This window comes from Hymenobacter seoulensis (assembly GCF_054780535.1).
In genome coordinates, this window is sequence record NZ_BAAGWD010000001.1 from 1,791,071 (window position 1) to 1,812,351 (window position 21,281).

General features: G+C 55.2%; 17 protein-coding genes. 5 read left to right on the forward strand and 12 right to left on the reverse strand.

Going from position 1 to position 21,281, the window contains the following annotated elements:
* Positions 1 to 90: 90 nt before the first annotated feature.
* The 12 genes from ACYVHC_RS07765 to ACYVHC_RS07820 form a co-directional block, all read right to left on the reverse strand.
* Entirely contained in the window at positions 91 to 285 is a 195-nt protein-coding gene (locus tag ACYVHC_RS07765) for a cold-shock protein (protein WP_460613100.1), read from the reverse strand.
* Positions 286 to 429: 144 nt separating this feature from the next.
* Entirely contained in the window at positions 430 to 936 is a 507-nt protein-coding gene (locus ACYVHC_RS07770) for a KdsC family phosphatase (RefSeq protein ID WP_460613101.1), read from the reverse strand.
* 89 nt (positions 937 to 1,025) lie between these two features.
* Positions 1,026 to 1,262, reverse strand: coding sequence for a Fe-S cluster assembly protein IscX (gene iscX / locus ACYVHC_RS07775; RefSeq protein WP_460613102.1), 237 nt, complete (start codon positions 1,260 to 1,262; stop codon positions 1,026 to 1,028).
* A 67-nt stretch (positions 1,263 to 1,329) separates the two neighbouring features.
* Entirely contained in the window at positions 1,330 to 1,659 is a 330-nt protein-coding gene (locus ACYVHC_RS07780) for a 2Fe-2S iron-sulfur cluster-binding family protein (RefSeq protein ID WP_460613103.1), read from the reverse strand.
* 69 nt (positions 1,660 to 1,728) lie between these two features.
* Positions 1,729 to 2,535 (reverse strand): Rossmann-like and DUF2520 domain-containing protein, encoded by an 807-nt coding sequence (locus tag ACYVHC_RS07785; protein WP_460613104.1) that lies wholly within the window; start codon positions 2,533 to 2,535, stop codon positions 1,729 to 1,731.
* Positions 2,536 to 2,706: 171 nt separating this feature from the next.
* Positions 2,707 to 5,310, reverse strand: coding sequence for a heme lyase CcmF/NrfE family subunit (ccsA, locus tag ACYVHC_RS07790; RefSeq protein ID WP_460613105.1), 2,604 nt, complete (start codon positions 5,308 to 5,310; stop codon positions 2,707 to 2,709).
* A 241-nt stretch (positions 5,311 to 5,551) separates the two neighbouring features.
* Positions 5,552 to 5,980: a cytochrome c maturation protein CcmE domain-containing protein gene (locus ACYVHC_RS07795; RefSeq protein WP_460613106.1), complete on the reverse strand. Its 429-nt coding sequence runs from the start codon at positions 5,978 to 5,980 to the stop codon at positions 5,552 to 5,554.
* Between the two features lie 126 nt (positions 5,981 to 6,106).
* Positions 6,107 to 6,352, reverse strand: a complete 246-nt coding sequence (locus tag ACYVHC_RS07800) for a CcmD family protein (RefSeq protein ID WP_460613107.1) — start codon at positions 6,350 to 6,352, stop codon at positions 6,107 to 6,109.
* Complete coding sequence (ccsA, locus tag ACYVHC_RS07805; protein WP_460613108.1) at positions 6,333 to 7,004, reverse strand: cytochrome c biogenesis protein CcsA; 672 nt, start codon at positions 7,002 to 7,004, stop codon at positions 6,333 to 6,335. The genes ACYVHC_RS07800 and ccsA (ACYVHC_RS07805) overlap by 20 nt, the downstream gene beginning before the upstream one ends.
* A 135-nt stretch (positions 7,005 to 7,139) precedes the next feature.
* Positions 7,140 to 7,781: a heme exporter protein CcmB gene (locus ACYVHC_RS07810; protein ID WP_460613109.1), complete on the reverse strand. Its 642-nt coding sequence runs from the start codon at positions 7,779 to 7,781 to the stop codon at positions 7,140 to 7,142.
* A 219-nt stretch (positions 7,782 to 8,000) separates the two neighbouring features.
* Positions 8,001 to 11,303 carry a hypothetical protein gene (locus tag ACYVHC_RS07815; RefSeq protein ID WP_460613110.1) on the reverse strand — a complete coding sequence of 1,101 codons (3,303 nt, stop codon included), beginning with the start codon at positions 11,301 to 11,303 and terminating at the stop codon, positions 8,001 to 8,003.
* A gap of 9 nt (positions 11,304 to 11,312) precedes the next feature.
* A complete protein-coding gene (locus ACYVHC_RS07820) occupies positions 11,313 to 12,425 on the reverse strand; it encodes an NAD(P)/FAD-dependent oxidoreductase (protein WP_460613111.1) in 1,113 nt (370 codons plus the stop codon).
* A gap of 216 nt (positions 12,426 to 12,641) precedes the next feature.
* On the opposite strand from ACYVHC_RS07820, the gene ACYVHC_RS07825 reads away from it, so the two are divergent.
* From ACYVHC_RS07825 to ACYVHC_RS07845, 5 genes are all read left to right on the forward strand, one after another.
* Complete coding sequence (locus tag ACYVHC_RS07825; protein ID WP_460613112.1) at positions 12,642 to 13,277, forward strand: MBL fold metallo-hydrolase; 636 nt, start codon at positions 12,642 to 12,644, stop codon at positions 13,275 to 13,277.
* Positions 13,278 to 13,372: 95 nt separating this feature from the next.
* Entirely contained in the window at positions 13,373 to 14,071 is a 699-nt protein-coding gene (locus tag ACYVHC_RS07830) for a CDP-alcohol phosphatidyltransferase family protein (protein WP_460613113.1), read from the forward strand.
* A gap of 220 nt (positions 14,072 to 14,291) precedes the next feature.
* On the forward strand, positions 14,292 to 18,239 hold the full coding sequence (gene porU, locus ACYVHC_RS07835) for a type IX secretion system sortase PorU (protein WP_460613114.1): 3,948 nt from the start codon (positions 14,292 to 14,294) through the stop codon (positions 18,237 to 18,239).
* A gap of 51 nt (positions 18,240 to 18,290) precedes the next feature.
* Positions 18,291 to 19,490, forward strand: a complete 1,200-nt coding sequence (gene porV, locus ACYVHC_RS07840) for a type IX secretion system outer membrane channel protein PorV (RefSeq protein ID WP_460613115.1) — start codon at positions 18,291 to 18,293, stop codon at positions 19,488 to 19,490.
* 14 nt (positions 19,491 to 19,504) lie between these two features.
* Positions 19,505 to 20,782, forward strand: coding sequence for a M16 family metallopeptidase (locus ACYVHC_RS07845; protein ID WP_460613116.1), 1,278 nt, complete (start codon positions 19,505 to 19,507; stop codon positions 20,780 to 20,782).
* The last annotated feature ends 499 nt before the right edge of the window (positions 20,783 to 21,281 follow it).

Sequence of the window (21,281 nt, forward strand, 5' to 3'; positions counted from 1 at the left end):
GCATGACCTACGGAGAACCGGCATAAGTAAGCCTCTCCCGAAATCGGGAGAGGCTTACCGGATTTGCTAAAAACTTACTAAACGTAGTGTTTACAGTCTCTTCACATTCACCGCGTTAACGCCTTTACGGCCTTCCTGAGTATCAAACTCTACGCGGTCATTTTGTTGGATCTGGCCCCCGTTAAGACCGGTAACATGGACGAAGAAATCTTCCTTCGATCCGTCTTCCGTAATGAAGCCGTAGCCCTTCGACTCATTATAGAATTTTACGGTTCCTGTTTTCATGAAAAAAGAAAAAAGATAAGGTGAATGATGGTTGGGGTAAATATAGAGGGATTTTGGAAAAGCACAACCCCAATTGCACGAAGTACAATTGGGGTTGCAGTCAGATACATAAGGCCGCCAGCGGGGCGTATAAAAACTAGTATACTACCAGGATTGCTGCGTTTTGAGTACGGCTTCAATCAGTTCGCGCACGGCGCCGCGGCCGCCGGGCAGGGAGGCCGTGTAGTTGCTGATGGCCAGCACATCAGAGGCGGCATCAGAGGGGCAGGCCGCAATGGCACAGCGGCGCATTACCTCCAAATCGGGTACATCATCGCCCATGTAGGCAATGTGGCCGGGGTCGAGGCGGTAGGTATTGATATAGTTGTTGAAGATCTTCATCTTATCATCAACGCCCAGGAAAATGTCGCGCACATCCAACGACTCCAGTCGTTTGCGTACGCCTTCTTCCTCCCGACCCGAAATAACAGCTACGCGGTAACCTTTTGCTAGGGCATGGCGCACCGCAAACCCATCCCGGATATGGAAGGCACGGGCCTGTTCACCAGAGTTCAGCGCCAGCAAGGTGCCATCCGTCAGTACGCCATCTACATCAAAGATGAAGGCTTTAATAACTGAAAAATCGGCGGGAGAGATTGTGGATAAATCCATGGGTAGTAAAAACGGTGCGGCGTAAGTTAGCTGCCTTACATAAGCGTTGTTGCTATGCAGCGGCTTTCCTACGCAGTACCAAGGTCTTGTTATTGATTATCGCGCCACTCGTACACCCATTTGGCCTGAATCTGCTCAAGGTGGCCTTCGTTGGCTTGCTCCCGCGTTCCGATGAAGTTGGGCAGGCTGAGTACCCAATCAATCAGCTCAGTAAAACGGATGCGGTATATTTTAGCCTCGCTGAAGTCGTTGCCAAACTTCTCGTAGAGAGCCATGGCAATATCTTCATGGTCGCTCCACTGCATGGGGGGCTCAAAGTGATTCATTTTGGTTGGTTAGGAGTTGGAAGCTAGTAGCGGCACCTAGTGCAGGTAAGGCGACGCTTCTAGCATATTAATGCCCTAGGAAATCCTGCGGGGGGAGCAGCACTACAATATCCGAGTTGCCTTGTACTACGCACTGGCAACCTAGGCGGGAATTGATGCGCGGATTCACGGCTCGGTCGATGAAGTCTTCTTCCTTATCCGAAATTTCGGGCAGGTCAGCTTCGCCCTGCAGGACATAGATGTGGCAGGTGCTGCAGCCACAAACGCCTCCGCAGTTGTGCTGGAGGTGGATATCATTGTTCAGAGCCACATCCAACACCGATTCGCCTTGGGCGGCCACGTGGGTTTGGTCGGGCTGGCCGTCCTGAAACTTAAAGGTAATGTTAACGGCTTTCACGGCGTAACGCTTGGAGAACGAGGCAAAAATGCGGGTGCGAAGGTACGTACGCTCCCCCCCGAATCAAAGCTATATCTGTCCGGCATTGTTTGCCGAGCCCGTTGCGGCTGCTTCCTGTACACTAATTGTCAGGGCCTTGTAGATGGCTTGCCATTCCGGATGCGGTGCTAATGCGGCCTCGTGCCGAGTCAGCGTTGCCGTATCTTGGCGCACAGCCGGACCCGTTTGCGCCGTAAACGGGGGTTGGCTCAGGGCTTTGTCCAGCGTTTCGCGGATAAGCGGGTGCAGCAGTTCCCAAGGCAAGCGTGCCTCCTGTAACAGCGCGTGGCTGATACCCAACAGATGATTCGTGAAGTTGCAGGCCCACACCGCCGCCACGTGTAGCTGCAGCCGCTGAGCCGAATTCACTAGCCTCACATCTTCGCTAAGGCTAGTAGCCAGCGCCCACAGCATGTGCTCGGCCGTAGTGGAAGCAGCCTCCACACAAAAAGGCACCGTTGCCCACTGAATGATACGCCCAGGGCTGAAGGTTTGCAGCGGATACAGTACCCCTCCCGTTAGCTCGGGCCGAGCAGCGAACACTGACAGTGGCAGCGCGCCCGCCGTATGTGCTACCACCGCGCCCGCCGCAAACCGGGCTTCTTTTACAATTTCAGGCACGGCAGCATCCGGGATGGCTAGCAGGTATATATCGGCCGAAGGCAGCGCTTGCAGATCGGTGCCGATGCTCGTTTCCGGCAAAGTAGCCGTCACAACCTGCGCCGACGCTAGCGTGCGGCTCCACACATGCACTATCTGATGGCCTGCTAGGGCCAGCGCAGGCACCAAGTGTTGCGCCACGCGCCCAGCTCCTATTATGACTATTCTAAACGACATAAGGGGGTGGTAACGGTATTTTCTATACAATTTGAGAAAGCCTCCTAGTTACTTATATACGTGTTGCCTGCTGCGGCATCGTAAGGCTTCCCTTCTGCATAGTTACTTAACACCAACGGCCCCACCTATAGATAAGATGGAGCCGTTGGTGTTAGATACAAAGGCAGTGTATTACGCTACTTGCTTGGTTTTGCGCACTGGCCGAGGCTTGGGCTGCTCTCCTTCGCCGGGCACTGCTTCTACAGCAGCATCTACCTCGCGCCGACGCTTGTAGATGGCCATACCAAAGCCAACGGCCATGAGCAAGGTACCACTCCACAGCAGGTTGATAAATGGCTTTTCAACTGCTTTCAGGATGATGTAGTCCTTTTGGGTGGTGCTTACGCCGAAGGTAAACTTGCTTTGCTGCGGATCTACGTTCAGGAACGAAATGCGCAGGCCCAGGTCTTCTACTTCATCGGGCACGCGGCCAATCATGCGGTTACGCACTACAAATACCGGATGCACATGGTACTGCTTCTTCTCCCCCATCACCAGGAAGTCGCCCTGAATGGCCAAGTCGCCTTTGGCTAAGCCTAAGCCAGCCGTTTGGTGGGCGGGCTCTACTCCCCGGAATACGGCTGTGTAGTCATTTAGGAAGATGGTATCGCCAACGCTCAGGATGTGCTCCTTTACTTCGCTCCACTCCTTCTCGGTATCAGGCGGTGGTACCGCGCTAATGTGCGAGTAGATGTCGTGGTCGAGAAACTTCTTGATGTCGGGCGAGGCTAGCAGGCCACCCATTTCCTCGTTGGCTTGCGCCCGTGGGTACAAGGTAAACGACTCGCCGGTTTTGCGGTCTTTGTACTCGACGCGGTAGTACGTGTTTTCGGGTAGAATTTCCAGCGTATCACCAGCCTTGTAGTACACTTTGTCGCCGCGCTTAATGTCGGCGCGGGCCAAGGCTTTGTACTCATCGGCTGTGCGGAACAGCAGTTGCTTATCCACGTAGCCAGGCACGCCGGGCGCTTCAAAGAACTGGCCGGTATAGCTGACATCGTACTTGCCCATGGGGGCCTTATCGTTGCGCCACAGCAGCACGTTGTCGCGGTTAGTAGACTCGTCAAACTCGCGGGAATACAGCAGGCCCGAGGAGTTCTGAGAAATGATGTTGGAGTAGCCCGCCGACGCCAGAATGCCTAGCAGCATCAGGGCAATACCGATGTGGGCCACGCCACCACCCGAAAGGCTCACCTTACGCTTAAGCAACGTAAGCACCATGCTCAGGTTGGCCAGTACACCAAACATGGCCGCCGTTAGGAGCACAATGTAGCTGGCTTCCATCTTCAGCCCGAAGTACTGCACCAACAAAATAACCAGCGCCGCACCCAATAGCGCCAAAATAGCAGGCACTGTCAGAGAGTTGGTAAGCGAAGATTTGTCGTTTTTCTGCCACCACATAACCTGGGCGAGGCCCGAGAAAAACGCTACCCCTACGCCCATCCACAACTGGATTTTGGTGTAGTGAGCAATCTGGTCGGCGGGTAGTGCCAGGTTCGATTTGATGCCGATAAACCCCAAAAACGCATTGTATACCGGAATGCTAGTGGTCACGAGCACCTGGAAAGCTCCTAGGCACAACACCGTAGCACCTACAAACACCCACAGCTCCGCATTGTACGTCGTCAGTTCCTTCGGCGATACTGGAATCTGCTTCCAGCGCCACACCAGCATGGCAATACTCAGCACCACGAAAGCGGCCAAATAGATCATCAGCTGGCCTGAGAGGCCAAGGTCAGTGAACGAGTGCACGGAGGCATTGCCCAGCACACCGCTACGCGTTAGGAAGGTAGCGTACAGGATGAGCAGGAAGGTAGCAATAACCAGCACGAAGCTGGTGCGCAAGGCCGTGCGGCTGCGCTGCCACAGCACTAGGCCGTGCAAAGAAGCAACCAGTACCAGCCACGGAATGTACACGGCATTTTCTACCGGGTCCCAGTTCCAATAGCCGCCAAAGTTCAGGGTTTCGTACGCCCAATAAGCGCCCATCATGATACCAACACCTAGTATCAAGCCACCCCACAACGACCAGCGCATAGCGGGACGCACCCACTTGGTGAACTCACCTTTCCAGAGGCCCGCAATAGCGTACGCAAACGGTACCAGCGTCAGGGCAAAGCCCAAGAACAAGGTGGGCGGGTGAATTACCATCCAGTAGTTCTGGAGCAGCGCATTCAGACCAGTTCCATCCTTCGGTACAAAGTCAGGATTCGTCTTCCAGACCGGAAGGTCCGGCATAAAGTCGCGGAGCAGGATAAAGGGCGAGGAGCCAATTTTCAGCTCGCCGAGTACCACACCCAAAATCATGGACGTGAGGAACAGTTGCACGCCGGCAAACACGGCCATAACCGGGGCTTCCCAGCGGCGCCCGTAGCGCATCAGGGCAAAGCCAATCAGTACGTGCCAGAAGATCCAGAGCAGGAAGCTCCCCTCCTGCCCTTCCCAGAAGCAGGAAATCATGTAGTACACCGGCAGGTGGTTGCTGCTGTGGCTCCAGGCGTAATGGTACTCATAGCGGTGCCCATGAATAATCCCGAACAGGCAGCCGATGACGGTAAATACCGCCAGGCCATGCACCAGGAAGGCGCCGCGGCCCAGCTTTAGCCAGGCAGCGTCCGTATTACCCAGGGCCCGACCACGGGCAGCCATGTAGTAAGAGTACGCCGCCACCGTGGCTGCCACAAATGCCACTATGACACTCAGGTGCCCGGCGTCGCCGATTAATGTGTTCAACATGTGCTACTGCGTTGAAGAGGAAATGTTAGCCACTGGTATACTACCCGGCCAACACAAACTTGTTTTTGAGAACGTAAGTACTAGGTACTTCTTACAAAGAAACCCTATCAGGCAAGCCTGATGCCTACGCCTTTCTTTGCTTAACTAGCTCTACTACACCAAGCAAGCATACACCGCTTTGAGCAAACGTGTGCCCTAGCGCTGATAGAATCTGCGTGGTGCTTGTGCATCACTAGGTGTATTAGTTAACTGAAGCGGTTGCGCCCTTGATATCCTTCTCCACATACTTGGAAGGACATTTCAGAAGGATTTTGTCGGCCACAAACAGGTTGTTGCGCATGGCCCCCGTAATTACTACCTGCTCCGATTTGTCAAAGTCCTGCGGCTTGGGGTTGTAATACACCACGCGCTGGGCAATGCGGTTAGTATCAACCAGGGTAAAGGCGAAGTAGTTGGGGTCGACGGTAGGGTTGTATTCCAGCCCCAGAATGTTCTGCTGCCCGTCGCGCGGGAGGCGGCCAACCACGTGTACCTTGGTGAGGTTGCCTTCCGAAGCGCGCTCTTTGGCTTCTTTAAAGGAAACGTACACGCTGGCATCTCCAGCGGCACTCATGATGATGCCAATAGCCACCGCAATAACGGCAATGACGAGAATGTGAGCTTTTTTCATGTTGGGTACAACAGGTTGGCTCCACCCGGAGCCGGGGATACTCAGAACAACGAAAGCACTAACAAAGGTCCGGCGTACCGACCTATGTAGCAATGATTTTTATCAGGCCTTAACCCGCCGAGGGGGCTAGTCTTTTACTTCACGCTCCAACCGCGTCAGCTTGCGGTCAAGCAAAACCAGGAAGAAAAGCAACCCGGCCAGCACCACCGTAATAACGGCTACCACCACGTAGATTTTGCCGTTCTGGCGCAAGGTATCGGCCATTTCAACTTCGTCGGGGGCCGCTACCTGCGCTACCACCCGCAAGGCCGGCAGTAGCAGAGCCAGCAGCAACAGAAGCGCTGCGCGCAACTTAGGCAAGCTGTTTTTCATACAATTTAAGTTTGAGCAGAGAAACACGACTAGCCAGTTGGGCCAGCCAGAAAGCCAGCAGCGTCCAGCCGATAACTGCCGGGTAGAATACTAGCCGCATGTCGCTATCTAAGTCATAGCGCGCGAAAGCCGGATTGCCTCCTGCACCGGGGTGCAGAGAATCGGTAAGGCGCGGCAGAATATAGAACAGCGGCATGGCCGTGGCAAAAGCGAAGATGTTGTAGATGGCTGACACGCGGGCCCGCTGCTGCTCATCCGTAAAGGAAGAGCGCAGCACGAGGTAGGCTCCATAAATCAGCATGGCAATAGCAGCGCCGTTGAGCTTGGGGTCGTTGGTCCACCAGGCACCCCAGGTAAAGCGGGCCCAGATGCTACCCGTTGCCAGGCCCACCAGTCCCATCAGAATGCCCGTGCGCGCCGCCTCGTGCGCCCGAATGTCAAGTTGGGGGCTAGGGTTGCGCAGGTAACTAATGGAGTAGTACACCGAAGCCACCAGAATGGCCGTCATGCCAAACCACATGGGCACGTGGAAATACAGGTTGCGGATGCTTTCGTTGAGAATAGCTAAGCGTGGTACCGGCATCAGGAGCCCTGCCACTGCCACGTACAGCAGCAGAATCACGCTTAAGGCTTTCCACCAGTTGTTTTTCATAAGTTCAGAAGCTGAAGCCAGCTAGCCGGCTGCATGTTGAAAACGAGGCAATGTTGAATGCTGATCTGGCAGGCGGACCCTAGGCCCTACCATACCCCAAACCGGTTGGCTAGCATGTGGGTTATTATCCGTTTTTCATGAGCGCCATAGAAAAGGAAACAGCACGTACGACACAGCCCCAACTATCATATTCAGGGCCACGAGCGTAAGCAACGCGCTTTGACTAGCATATAACTCAAGCCCATCCAACGCATTTTTTGACACTTTAATCAGTAGCAGCAGCATGGGCACCATCAGTGGAAACCCAAGCACGGCCATCAGGGTGCTGCTATTGGTGGCTTTGGCCGCAATACCAGATACTAGGGTAAGCGTGCTGGCAAACCCCACCGCGCCCAGTACCACGTTGCCCACAAACAGTCCCACATCCTGCACTGGGTTGCCTAGCACTACCGCGTAAAGGGCAAATGCCACGAGCGCCAACCCGAGCAGCAGCAACGCGTTGTAGGCAATTTTGGCCAGTATCACGGCCTGGGGACGTACTACCGTGTAATAGTATAAAGTGCGGCCGCGGCTTTCTTGCAGAAAGCCTTTTGCTACGGCATTCACAGCCGAAAACAACAGCACAATCCAGAACAACGCATTCCAGGCCGGGGCAGGCAACTGACCGCCTCGGAGCGAGAAGCTGAGGTAGCAGACGAACACCGTGCTGCCCACGTACAACAGCATCCCATTCAGGGCTGCGCGCTGGCGCCATTCCAGACGAAAGTCCTTCTGCATCAACACCCAAATTTCGCTCAGAAGCGTCACGGCAACACGGCTGGTAAACAGGACCGCAAAGATACAACCCAACTCGCGGATTCACTTGCATTCAACCCGGAATACCACAACTGAACAACTGCAGTCTGCTTCCAAGGCCAGTTTCGACTTGTTTACCCACAAAAAAGGCCCCTTACCTGAGAGCAAGAAGCCTTTTTGCTGAGAGAATACCAGGTTTTGCTAGAAGTCGTAGCCTAGTGTGATGTAGAACTTGGGGCCCTTATTCGAGAAATCTTCCCGGCCCCAGGCCACATCGCCTTTACCATAGAAGCCCAGCACCGTGGTGCGCAGGCCCACTCCGTAGCCATACAGCATGGGGTTGGTGAAGTTTACCACGGTAGCCGTGAAGCTGTTGCCCTGATCTGCCACAATGCGGGTATTGTTGGAATTGTTGACGCTGAATGGGTTAGCACCAGAATACGTAGTTCCCATGTCGCCAAAAGCGGTTATCTGCAGGTTGCGGAAAAACCCTGACTCAATGGGGTTGCGGGCGAAGTACTGCACAATGGGAAGGCGCAGCTCTGAGTTAAATAGCACGTATTTCTGGCCCTCCCGCTTGCCGTAATCGAAGCCCCGCAGGTTAGTTACAAACTGCTGGTAGAATACTTGCGTGGGGTCGCCGCTCGGCGGAACTGCCTGCGTGCCATCTTCATACTGGTTGTTGAGCCAGTTGTCCATACCGCCCAAGCGGAAGGCCGGCTGTGAGTTGCCGCCCCCAATGTATTGGCCAAAGCTAGCCCGGTTGGCCCACGTCAGTTGCCGATGAATTTTCTGGTAGTGGCGCAGGTCGATGTAGATCTTGCTGAAATCCTTGCCATCGTCATTGCCTAAGCCATACAGGCGCGTCATACCCACCTTCATGCGGGTACCTTGCAGCATGTTCACGCCTGTGGCAATGGAGTTATCAAATATCAGTTCGCCGGCTCCGCCCAAGTAATTGGTGTTGCTATCGTTGGTGCCGCTCAGGTCACTGAATACTTTCCGGCTCACGTTCACGAAGCGCGGCCCCATGCGCACGCTGAGGTTATGCGTGAGAGGGTAGGCAACTGTGGGAGCAATTTCATGCCGGCCGAAGCGCGTCCGACCGACGGTTTCAAAATCAAAGAAATACGCCTGCTTCTGATACAGCAAGCTCCAGTCGAAGCGGTGTTTGAGGTTAGTATACTCGGCGTAAATGTTGCTGGTGCGCAGATCAGTGAGGGCAAAGATGCCCGCCCGAATGCGGTGGTCCTCCATCAGATCCGACATATTCACTTGCCCCATCAACCCCAGCCCTAGCAACGGATCAGCATACAGCGTCGAAACCACGTTATCAACGCTGAAGCGGGTATCGTAGCGGAAGGGGCCGGCCAGCGCCGTAGTTTCAGTGGGAGCGGCCTGCGGTAATGCCACTACCGTAGCAGCCCGGCGCTTGGGCGTGGTAGGCGTTGCGCGGGAGGCTGGCAAGTCCTCATCAAACTCGTAGTCGCTGGTATTGATGCGACCATCCGACTTCTTGGGCTCCGTAGCCGGGGCTGCGGGGTTTGAGTCGGTGGTGGGGGTAGTAGCAGGTTGCGTGGTATTGGCGATGGTCGGCCCGGGGCGGTTGGTTACCGGAGCCGTTACTTTGGCGGGCCGGGAACGGTCTTCCAAAATTTCCTGCCTAGCAGTTTTGAACAGCTTAAGTGTATCGGGCAGCTGGTAGCTGGGGTAGAGATACACATAGTCGCGGGCTTCGGCCGTAGATACAAACCCGAGGGCACCAGTGGTGGCATTGTAGTCGAAGTCCTTGATGTTGGCCAGGAAGCTGGTAACGGGCCGGTATTGCTTGGTTGCCAGGTTAAGCCGGTATAGGCTCCGCACACCGCTTTCCTCGCTTATAAACAGCACTTCCGAATCGGAAATGGCGCGCGGGCGGCTTTCGTTGGAGATGCTGTTGGCCAGCACTTCCACGGGTTGCGCGCGCCCATCGAGGTGATACAGGTACAGGTCGTAGTTGTTGACTACGGCGCCGAAGCTTCCTTTGGCAGTACCCGCCGAATCGAGCCAGCGGTTAGAGCTGAATACGATGCCGCCCCCACCGGGCAAAAAGGCCGGCTCTACGTCATCGAACACATCATTGGTCAGCTTTTCCGGGGTGCGGCTCCCGGCGCGGAGCAGATATAGGTCGTTCTGCCCGTTGTACACACCGCTAAACACCAACGATTTGCCGTCGGGCGAATAACTCAGGTCGGTTATCTGGGAAAAGCGCGAGAACAGGGACGTCGCCTTACCAAAGGTGGGTAGCAAGCTCTTAATCCGCGACACCATATTGGACACGGCTCCATCAGCATCGCGCAGCTGAAGCGCCAACTCACCTTTCGTCATTTCCGCTACAGCCAGCTGCGAGTTGCCACGCCAAGCCAGTACCGGCAAACGGGTTTCTACCTCCTGATCGGGCGTTTTGTAGCCGCCGCGGTGTACCACGTCGGCGCCTCTCCCATTTTTGTTGACCACTACCACCCGGTAGCGCCCCTGGTCGTTTTGCACGTAGGCCAAGCGCTGCCCGTTGGGGCTCAAAGCCGGCTGACTGTAGATGGTGCCCTTGCGGTTGTTGCGTACCACGCGGCTAGCGGCATTGGCTTCTTGGTAGGGCGTTTGGGGTTGCGCATTAAGCTGACGGTAGTAGGCCAGCCAATCTTTCAAAAACACCTTGTAGGGAACATTCAGCGAAGAACTGATGCCTACTTCCACGTCCCGCGTGATGCGCGTCAGGTTGAGGATATTCTGAACGGAGGTATAGCCGTAGCGCTCCGCAATGTAGTTCCACATGCTTTGCCCGGCCAGCTCGGGGTTGCGCACAAAGAACGGGGCCGTGCGGTTGCCTTCGTGCTCCTTGGTCATGGTACGCATGTAGTCGTCCATTTCCACGCTCCAGCCTTGCGCCGCGTAAGCCGAAGCACCGCTGATAAACCAATTCGGGAGTTGCAGCAAGTAGGAGCTCTGGATTACTTCTTTTAGCGAGCCGCCATACATCATATCATTGAGCAGCACCCGGGTAATGCGGTTGCTCAAATCCTGCTTAAAGCGCGTTTGCTGGCCCTGGAAGGCAATCTGTACCTTCGTCATACGCAGCAGCGAGGTCTCGCCCCCGGTCTGGTACTTATCGGCATCGAGGCCCACATTGCTCTGCCGCAAATCGCCGACGGAGTTGTAGAGCATGATGGTCGTTTTCGAGTACGGGTAGTACCCAATCAGGCCCGTGATGCGCTGCAGCTCTTTTTCGGCGTATTCCGCCGCGTGGCGAGCCATGAGCTCGCCGCCGGCGTAATAGTAAATCGTGAAATTCTGGGTGCTGAGCTGCTGCCAGTTAAACTCCTTGTACTGAATCCGGACGCGCCCGAATGGCTCCTGCGCCGTTTGGGCCAGCGCGGTTTCGCTGGTCAACGCCAGCCCTAGCACCAGAACTGCCAGGCCAGCCGGACGACTTACATCGCGCCGGGAGAGTAAAAATATGTGCTTCATAAGAAAGAGCTAGGAGCGGGAAGCAGATGAAGCCGAACCAGGAGCAGCTGGAACGGAAGAATATAACGTAAAATACCGGCGAATATTGACTTCGGGCCAAGGCTCTACGTCATTTTCCAACCAGTCGGACAGCACTTGGGCCAAGCGGGGCGCCATCATCACCCCTTTCGACCCTAAGCCGTTAAAAATATGTACTCCCGGAACCTCCGGATGGGTCCCTAGCAAGGGCTTTCGGTCGCGTACGGCTGGCCGTACGCCGGCCCGTTGGCCTACTACCCGGAAGGGTTGATCCGTCATCTCGGCCAGGCGCTGGCTTAGCTCCTGCCGAGCTTCGGGTGTAATGCCCGCGGCAAAAGGTGGCCACCGGTACGTAGCCCCCACCCGAAACCGATGGGTTCCGAGCGGCACGACGTAGGCTCCTTTGTTAAGTACGTAGTCTGCAGGCAGTCCGGTGCACTCCACGTCCAGCACTTCGCCTTGGTTGGGGGTAATGGGCAGCCAATGGAAGAACGGGTTATGAATGGCCGCCGCTCCTTCGCAACAGACTACATGCTGGGCATGCACTTTGTTGGCGTAGATGTGGCCACCTGCTGGGTCGGGAACAAGGGCAGCCCAATCAAAAGTTTCGTGCCTGAGCCAGCCTTCGCGCAGGCCTTCTGCCGTCAGGGCACTAAGCAATTCTTCTACCAACACATACCCGCCACGCCGGATGTGCAAACCGCCCATTTCCTGGCGGACACCGGCTAGTGGGGGCAGCTCGCCGGTAGCATCTTCCACAAAATCCTGCCAGGGTTGGTCGGCGCTGCGGGCCAGCATCGTGTTCTGCTCCGCCACCGAGGAAAAAAGCTTCAGAATGGGTAGCTCGAAGAAGAATTGCTGATTGAAGCGCTGCTCCAGCTGGCGATAGAAAGCGGCTGCGGCTGGTAGCAGTTCGGCGGCCCGCCAGGCCAGCGCAAAGCGCTTGCCCGCTACTGGGTTCATTAGGCCCGCGGCTACCCGTGAAGCCGAATCAGGCTGGGGAGTATCCAGTACCAGCACGTGGCGGCCGCGGCGCTGCAACTCAGCGGCCAAAGTAGCGCCGGCAATGCCGTACCCAATCAGAAGATAATCTACGCGTGTCATTAGGGGCAAGGTAAGTCAGAAACCCAGAACTGTGGCAGCTACCAACCCGGCGGTCTTGCGTAGGAGCGGTTCAGGGGCTTTTCTACCCTAGCGATTACCGGCCGGCTGGGCGTGCAAGCTGCGCGCCGGAAGCCGAAATGGTGCTTGATTCAGTGCAAGACTCGTAACTTACCTCCCCATTATCGCTAGGCTTGCGCTTGGCCTTTTGCTTTCCTCATGACTGTTTCCGGGTTTACTTTCAACGCGTTTTCTGAGAATACATACCTTTTACACGATGCCAGCGGCCAATGCGTAGTGGTTGACCCCGGCTGCTATGAGCGAGCGGAGCAGGAAGCCCTGCGGCAGTTCATTGAGGCGCAGGGCCTAGTAGTTGTGCTGCTGCTCAACACGCATTGCCACATCGACCATGTGTTTGGTAATCAGTTTATTCTTGACACGTATAAGGTGCCGTTTCTGATTCATGAGGCGGATTTGGCTACGCTCCGCTCCGTGCCGGCTTACGCTCCCAGCTACGGATTTGCCCGCTACAACCCCGCCGAGCCAACCGGTTTTCTGACGCCTGGCGAGCCGGTTCGGTTTGGGAACACTGAGTTGGAAGTGCGCTTTACGCCCGGGCACGCGCCGGGCCACGTGGTATTTTACCATGCGCCCACCAGCACCGTAATTGGTGGCGACGTGCTGTTTCAGGGCAGCATTGGGCGCACGGATCTGCCCGGTGGCGACTACGCTACCCTCATCCAGAGCATCAAGGAGCAGCTGCTTACCCTTCCTGATGACACCATCGTGTATCCGGGCCACGGCCCTGCTACCACAGTGGGCCAGGAGCGCGCCTCAAACCCCTTTTTACGCTAGGTTTGAGCCTTTGGCACACCTAGCGCCGGGCAGTTTATCCTTACTTGAACCCTAGTCTTTTACTTCTTCCTCGCTGAAGAACCCAGCTTCGTATCTTGAAAAAGCATATTCCTAACGCTACTACCTGCCTCAACCTGTTTTCTGGTTGCCTGGCGTTGTGCCACATTTTTGCCGATGAGCTGGAAACAGCCGCGTATTTCGTTGGCTTGGCTGCTTTGTTTGATTTTTTTGACGGTTTGCTGGCCCGCGCGCTGCACGTCTCCTCCCCCATTGGCAAAGACCTAGACTCCCTGGCCGATGTGGTGTCTTTTGGTGTGGTACCCGGCGCTTTTCTGTTTGCGCTCATGCAGCAGGGCGGAACTGATCTGCCGTCGTGGTTTCCGTACGCGGGCTTTATCGTTACGGTGTTTTCGGCGTTGCGCCTGGCCAAGTTCAACAACGACACCCGCCAAACCGACTCGTTTATCGGGTTGCCTACGCCGGCCTGCACCTTGGTAGTGGCCTCGCTGCCGCTTATTCTGGCCCACGATACTTTTGAGCTCAGCAGCCTGATTCTGAACCCGTGGTTGCTGCTGGGGCTTACGCTGGTTTTGTCAGGGCTACTAGTGGCCGAGCTGCCATTGTTTGCGCTTAAGTTCAAGAGCTTCCGCTGGCAGGATAACCAGGTGCGGTTTGTGTTTCTGCTGCTCAGTGTAGGGCTGCTGATCGTGCTAGGGGCCGCTGCTATTCCGCTTATTATCTTGCTATACGTGCTCTTATCCCTAGTGAGCCGGGACAAAACGGCGGCCTTGTAAGCCAATAGGGCTTTTGCTGAGGTAAGGCTCTTGGCGATACCACGGAGGAGAAAATCCGGCGGGGTACAGAATCCGTTATTGCCTAGTAATTTCCCTTTCAGAGTACCGCAATATTTCCGGCCCTGATGAGTTAACTAGTCACCGCTGAACCGTGTTGCCCTCTAGCCTGTTGCCCCCGAAAGGTCCTGCTTTCACTTAAGTTGCTTATCACGCTCTGCGCATGCGGTATTCTACTTTCTGGTTACTGGTTTGTCTGGCATTGAGCATAGCGGGCCACGCGGCCTGGGCGCAAGCGGGCGAGCAAGTAATTCGGGGACAGATTAGCTGGACGGGGACTGAGCCAGTTGCCATAAAAGGGCAACAGCGGCGCGTGCCCACGTTCCGGGGCGCCAGCTTTCAACCCAATGAGCAGGTAGGGACTTATCAGCTGCGTATATCGGGAGCAGTGGCCGAAGGGCAGCTTCGTGAAACGGTGTACGTTCCTATATCAGCCGCTGAGGCCCGTCAGTTGAACCTGGCCACGCTGCCTACTGCGCCTACGTTGCGTCTCACAGTGAGCTTAGAGCGACGGCAGCCAGTTACGCTGCTGACCATGCAGCCGCTGCGCCGCAACCCCCAAACCGGCCAGGCCGAGAAGCTCACCTCCTTTGCATACGCCTATACCCTTTCCAATGAAGCACAGCGCGGCAAAGGCAACCGCGTGTATGCTCGTTCCTCTGTGCTCAGCCAAGGCGAGTGGTTTAAGATTGGGGTGCCTGCCAGTGGCATCTATAAACTGGATAAAAGCACGCTGCAAAGCCTTGGGCTCAATGTGCAGAGCCTCGACCCCGCTAGGCTACGCTTGTATGGCAACGCCATGGGCACCCTACCGCAGGCCAGCAGCACCTTCCGGCCCGATGACATTGTAGAAAACGACATCCAGTTTGTAGGAAACACCAACTCTTCCCTCGACGACAACGAGTACTTCCTTTTCTACGCCCGAGGCCCCCATACGTGGTCTAGAGCCGGCAACACTACTAGGTTCCAACATCAGCTCAACCCCTACGCCGATACGGCTTACTATTTCCTGACCCTGGGAACTGCCGCCGGCCGCCGGGTAGCACCAGCGCCGGCCGTAACCGGCGCAGCTACGGCCCGCATTAGCACTTTTGCGGAGCGGCAGTTTTATGAGCTGGAACTGGTGAACCTGGCAAAATCGGGCCGCGTATGGCTGGGCGAGCTATTCAGCACCACTTCGTTTCTGCAGAAGAGCATTCCGTTTGCGGTGGCTGACCTGGTACCGGGCTCCACATTGCAATTAACCTCATCGGTGGCCGCTGCCTCCACATCGGCCACGGTATTTCAGGCGAGCCTAAATGGGCAGTCGGTGGGCTCGCAGCTAGTACCAGGCTTTAACTGTACCGGTGGGTTTGGCTGTTATCCGGAGGTAGCCAATACCAGCCTTACCACATTTGCTTACACGGTACCGGCCACATCGCCTACTGAATTAGCGGTGAGCCTGACGTACACGGGCGGCAACGACCCCACGGCCAAAGGCTACCTTGATTACCTGGAGTTGAATGCTCAGCGCCAACTTCGGTTTTCCGGAACGCAGCTGGAATTTCGTTCCCTGGAAAATATTGCAACTGGGGCCATCAGCCAGTTTGAGCTTACCAACGCCACGGCCGCTACCATCTGGGACGTGACCAACCCACGGCACCCTGCCATCGTCGAAGCCAGCAATGGCAGCTTCCTGGCCCGCACGGATACGTTGCGCGAGTTTGTGGCCTTCACTGGTAGCAGCTTCCCTAGCCCCCGTGGCTTTGGCAAGGTGCCCAACCAGAACCTACACGCCCTGAACCTTAATGGCCAGCTGGACCTAGTGATTGTCACGCACCCGGCCTTCTTAGCTGCCGCCAACACCCTAGCGGCGCACCGCCAAGCCCACGATGGGCTAACCACGCAGGTGGTAACCACTTCCCAGATCTACAACGAATTCGGCTCCGGCGGGCAAGATGTCACGGCCATTCGTGACCTGATGAAGATGGTGTATGACCGGGCGCCCGCCGGAAAGCGCCAGTATCTGCTGTTGTTCGGCGACGCTTCGTATGACTACAAAGCCGACCCCACCAACCAGGCAAACCAGCTGCCTGCGTGGTGGAAAGACCGGCTTCCTACCAATTCGGATAAAATCAATCAGAACTTTGTGCCGGTATATGAGTCGCCGGAAGGATTTGACCTCGTGATGAATCAACGGCCCAACGGCCAGGGTCTCACGTACTCCTCCGACGATTATTACGGCCTACTAGATGACACGGAAGGCGCCTGGGCCCCCAACACCAGCAATGAGCTACTTGATATTGGGGTAGGCCGCCTACCCGTGCGCACCGCTGAGCAGGCGTTGCTGGTTACCAACAAGCTCATTGCGTACGACTCCCCTGCATCCTATGGCAAGTGGCGCAACCGGCTGACGTTTGTAGCCGACGATGGCGACTTCAATCTGTTCACGAACTACTCCGAGGAGCTGGCTAATCCGCTTGATACCCTGGCGCGCACCCGCAGCTACAATGTATACAAGCACTACCTCGATATGTACCCACAATCGGCGGTGGCGGCCGGGCAGCGCTCAACAGCAGCTGAAAAAGCTATTGACGCCGCCTTTGAGCAGGGTTCGTTGGTTATTAACTACATCGGGCACGGGGGCCCCAAAGGATGGTCAGAAGAGCAGATTCTAACCAATGCCTCCGTGCTGCGCCTCCAAAACCGCGACCGGCTGACTTTTCTTTTTACTGGCACCTGCGACTTCAGCACCTACGATAATCCAGAACTGACCTCCGCCGGTGAGCAAAGCCTGACCGATATTGCCGGCGGTGCCATTGGGTTGCTGACTACCACGAGGGTAGTATATGCCGATAAAAACCAGTCGTTGGCCATCAAGTTCTTTGATGCCCTATTCCGGCGGCAGCCCGATGGCTCGTTACCGCGCATCGGTGACGTGTGTCAGACGGCCAAAAACGGTGCTAGCGCCGGCGACAATAACCGCAACTATGCCCTGCTCGGCGACCCCTCCATGCGGTTGGCGTATCCTGATCAAGACATCATCGTTACCGACATCAACGGCAAGCCTGCTACCGTGGCTCAGCCCGACACCCTAAAGGCCTTGAACAAGGTTGCTCTAAAGGGCGAAGTGCGAGTAGCGGGCCAGCGCAATATCCGCTTTACGGGCAAGGCGCAGGTGCAAGTGTTCGAGAAAAAAACGACAGTTACCACGCTAGGCAATGAATCGGGCGATACCCAGGTTCCTATTGCGGTTCGTGAGAACATTCTCTACGATGGTCCGGCCACGGTGCAGAATGGCCAGTTTCAACTGGAGTTCGTGGTTCCGAAGGACATTAACTATAACGTAGGCCTAGGGAAAATTAGCCTGTACGCCTCTGATCCCACGTTGCGCACCGATGCCCATGGCCAGCGCCTGGTTCCGGTTGGCGATGCCTCCGTGCTGGCATACCGCGACACGATTCCGCCCAAAATCCGGCTGTTCATGGACAATGAAAGCTTTGTGTTTGGCGGTATCACGGGTACTTCTACCACATTACTAGGTAGCCTGCGCGATGAAAGCGGCATTAACACGGCTGGCACCGGCATTGGCCACGACCTCACGGCCACACTGGATGGCGACGCTTCGAAAGTCACGATTCTGAATGATTTTTATTCGGCCAAGACAGACAGTTTCCAGGTAGGGCAAGTGAAATACCTGTTCAAAGACCTAAGCCCCGGGCCGCATGAGCTGCGCCTCAAAGCCTGGGACACCTGGAATAACTCCGCCGAGCGCAGCATCGAATTCATAGCTGCCAGCACCGATAAGCTGGCGTTGCAGCACGTGCTGAACTACCCCAACCCGTTTGCCAAAGCCACTACCTTCCACTTCGACCACAACCGCCAAGGCGAGGATCTGGAAATACAAGTCCAGATATTTACCGTATCAGGCAAACTGGTGCGCACGCTTCATACCACCGCCCTCGCTAGCACGCCGCATATGGCCGCTATCAGCTGGGACGGCCGCGATGAGTACCAAGATCAGCTGGCGCGCGGAGTATATATATACCGAGTTAACGTAAGCGTACGTTCTACGGATGGTTCTCGAGGAACCACCGCATCAAAATTTGAGAAACTGGTTTTGCTTAACTAATAAAACATCCTTCATTTCGCCTACCTTCCGCCTCTATTTTTTCCTCCCTTTATGACACTGAAGAAACTGTCCTTGCGATTTGTGCTGCTGCCCGGCCTGATGGGCCTCGCTGCTACTGCTCACGCTCAAGTCAGGGTCAATGCCATCACCACCGCGGTTCCTATCCTCACTATCAGTCCCGATGCTCGCTCCTCAGCATTAGGCGAAGCTGGGGTAGCTATCAGCCCCGATGCCAACGCGGGTTACTACAACCCCGGCAAACTCGGGTTTGTACGGTATCAGCACAGCGCGGCAGTTTCTTACACGCCCTGGCTAGCCAGTATCGCCAACGATATGGGCCTAGCCTACCTGAGTGGTACAACCAAAATCGGGGAGCGGGCCGCTTTGTCGGCGAACCTAATGTATTTCAATCTAGGTGAGATTCAGTATCGCACCTCGCAAAACCAGCCAAACGGCACTTTCAATCCGAAAGAATATGCCTTGAGCGTTGGCTACGGCCAGAAGCTCAGCGACAAATTCGGAGTAGGCCTGAACGCGCGTTTCGTTCGCTCTAACCTTACAGGCGGCACCTCCGATACCAAGCCCGGTAACGCCGTAGCTGTAGACCTGGGCGCGTACTACAACACTGACCTGACTATTGGGCCGGGTGCTTATAACCTGGCGTTTGGCGCAGCGGTATCCAACATCGGTAATAAGATTTCCTACACTGATGCCACTCAGCCCGACTTTTTGCCTACTAACCTGAAGATAGGCACTGCCATTACCCGCGAGCTGGATGCCTACAACAAGCTTACATTCACCATCGACGCGAACAAGCTGTTGGTTCCTACCCCCTATTATGAACAGGGCGACAACCAAACCGATCCGGATCTAGTAGCCCGAGTGGAAGCCGAGAATACACGCCGTGCTAATTATGGTATCGTGCGTGGCATAACCAGTTCTTTCAGCGATGCGCCAGGTGGGTTTAAAGAGGAAATGCAGGAAATTAACCTTTCCGGTGGCGTTGAGTATACGTACAACGACTTGCTGATGGCGCGCGTAGGCTATTTCTACGAAAACCAATTTAAAGGCGACCGGCAATACCTGAGCTTTGGTGCGGGTGTTCGGTACCAAGTGTTTGGCGTAGATGGCACGTATTTGGTGCCAAACTCGAAAGCCAATCCGCTGGCGCAAACTATTCGGGTGTCATTGCACTTTAACTTCAACGAGTTGAGCGAAGCAATTGGCAGCTCCGACAACACGACTAACTAAATTTCTTCTGATTGATGCTCGACCGTACAGTCGCTCCTCCCGTTCAGCCGCTGGCCCGCGTAACGCTGCCCGCGGCTGACGTGTTTTCGCTCCCTAATGGAGCCCGCCTTCACGTCATGCGCAATGATGCGCAGCCCGTCGTACGTCTGCAAGTAGTAGTTAAAGCTGGTAAATGGTACGAGCCGTCACCAGGGGTATCACTACTCACGGCTCGTATGCTGCTGGAAGGCACCCGCACGCGCACCGCCCGGCAGATTGCCGATGAGGTGGCTTTTTATGGAGCATCGTTGGAGTGTGAGCAGGGCTTTGATCGGGCAACACTCACGCTGTATTGCCTCACCCGCCACCTCTCTAAGCTACTGCCCCTAGTACTAGATGTCCTGACTGAGCCGATATTCCCGGAAGCGGAGTTTGGCTTGCTTAAAACGCGCACGGTGCAAAATGTGCGCGTAGAGCGCCAGAAGCCAAGCTATTTGGCCGCAGAGCAATTCTCTCATAACCTGTTCGGCTCGTCTTCCCCTTACGGAATCAAGTTCGACGAATCTGCATGCCTAGCGGTTACTACCGCACAGGTGCGTGCATTTCATCAGCAAGCGTATCAGCTTAGCCAGGCCGAGATATTCCTGTGTGGTGACGTATCCTCGGAGCAAGACCGCCTTGTGGCAGACTTGCTAGGAAGTGTTTCAAGTGTCACTGCCGTTGCTCAAGCTAATCGTGTATCAGCGACACATGCTAGCACTCCCCAACAAGACTATGTGACGGTTCAGGGTAGTTTGCAAGCATCATTGCGCATAGGCAGGCTGTGGCCGTCGCTTAGCTCACCCCAAACGCACGAGTTACAAGTGCTAGTAAAAGTACTCGGAGGCTATTTCGGCTCTAGGCTGATGAAGAATATCCGAGAGGATAAAGGCTTTACTTACGGCATCTACGCCAGCGTAGGCCCACGCGAGCAGGCTACTAGCTTCGTAATCGGCTCCGAGGTTAATGCAGCAAGTGCATCAGCAGCCATAAAGGAGGTTCATTATGAGTTGCGCCGCTTGCAAGAAGAAATAGTGCCAGCAGATGAGCTACAGACCGTGAAAAACTACATGGCTGGAAAATTCGCAAACGAGCTAAGTACCGTATTTGAACAATGCGACAAATACAAGAACCTAGTGTTCTATGAACTACCTACAACGTATTACTCTGAGTTTGTAGAAAGAATTCAATCCGTGCAAGCCGCATCATTGCTAACACTAGCTCAAGAATTCCTACAGCCTGAGCGGATGATTGAAGTTGTTGCTGGCCCCTAGGGTTCTTATAAAGTTCTACAAAGCAAAAGGGCTTCCAGTGATATGAAAGCCCTTTTGCTTTGTAGTATACTATCCTCGATGTGCTAATTTCATTTATACTGGTTAGTCCCCTCTTCCCTAGTATAAATACAGATCAATAGAATTTACTACTAATCACGAAGCTAAGCACCTGTGCCATGTACTAGTTATCTATATGACTCTCTACTAAGCTTTGTATACCATTAAAGTAGTTATCGATTCTATACCATATTCGGGAGATACAGTGATAAAGACTTATATAAAATTAAAGCAAGGTGAGCTAGTCTTGACCGTCTGTTAGCATATATGCTTAGAAGGCAGCGTAGGACGTGACAAGCTACGTGATCCAGTGCGCGGAGCGGAGATGGAAACCCGGGCGGGGGGAACATACAAATGCCCCCTGCAGCACGAAGTCGCAGGGGGCATTGGCAAATGATAAGGTTGGCGGCGACCGACTCTCCCGCCGGTGAAGGCAGTACCA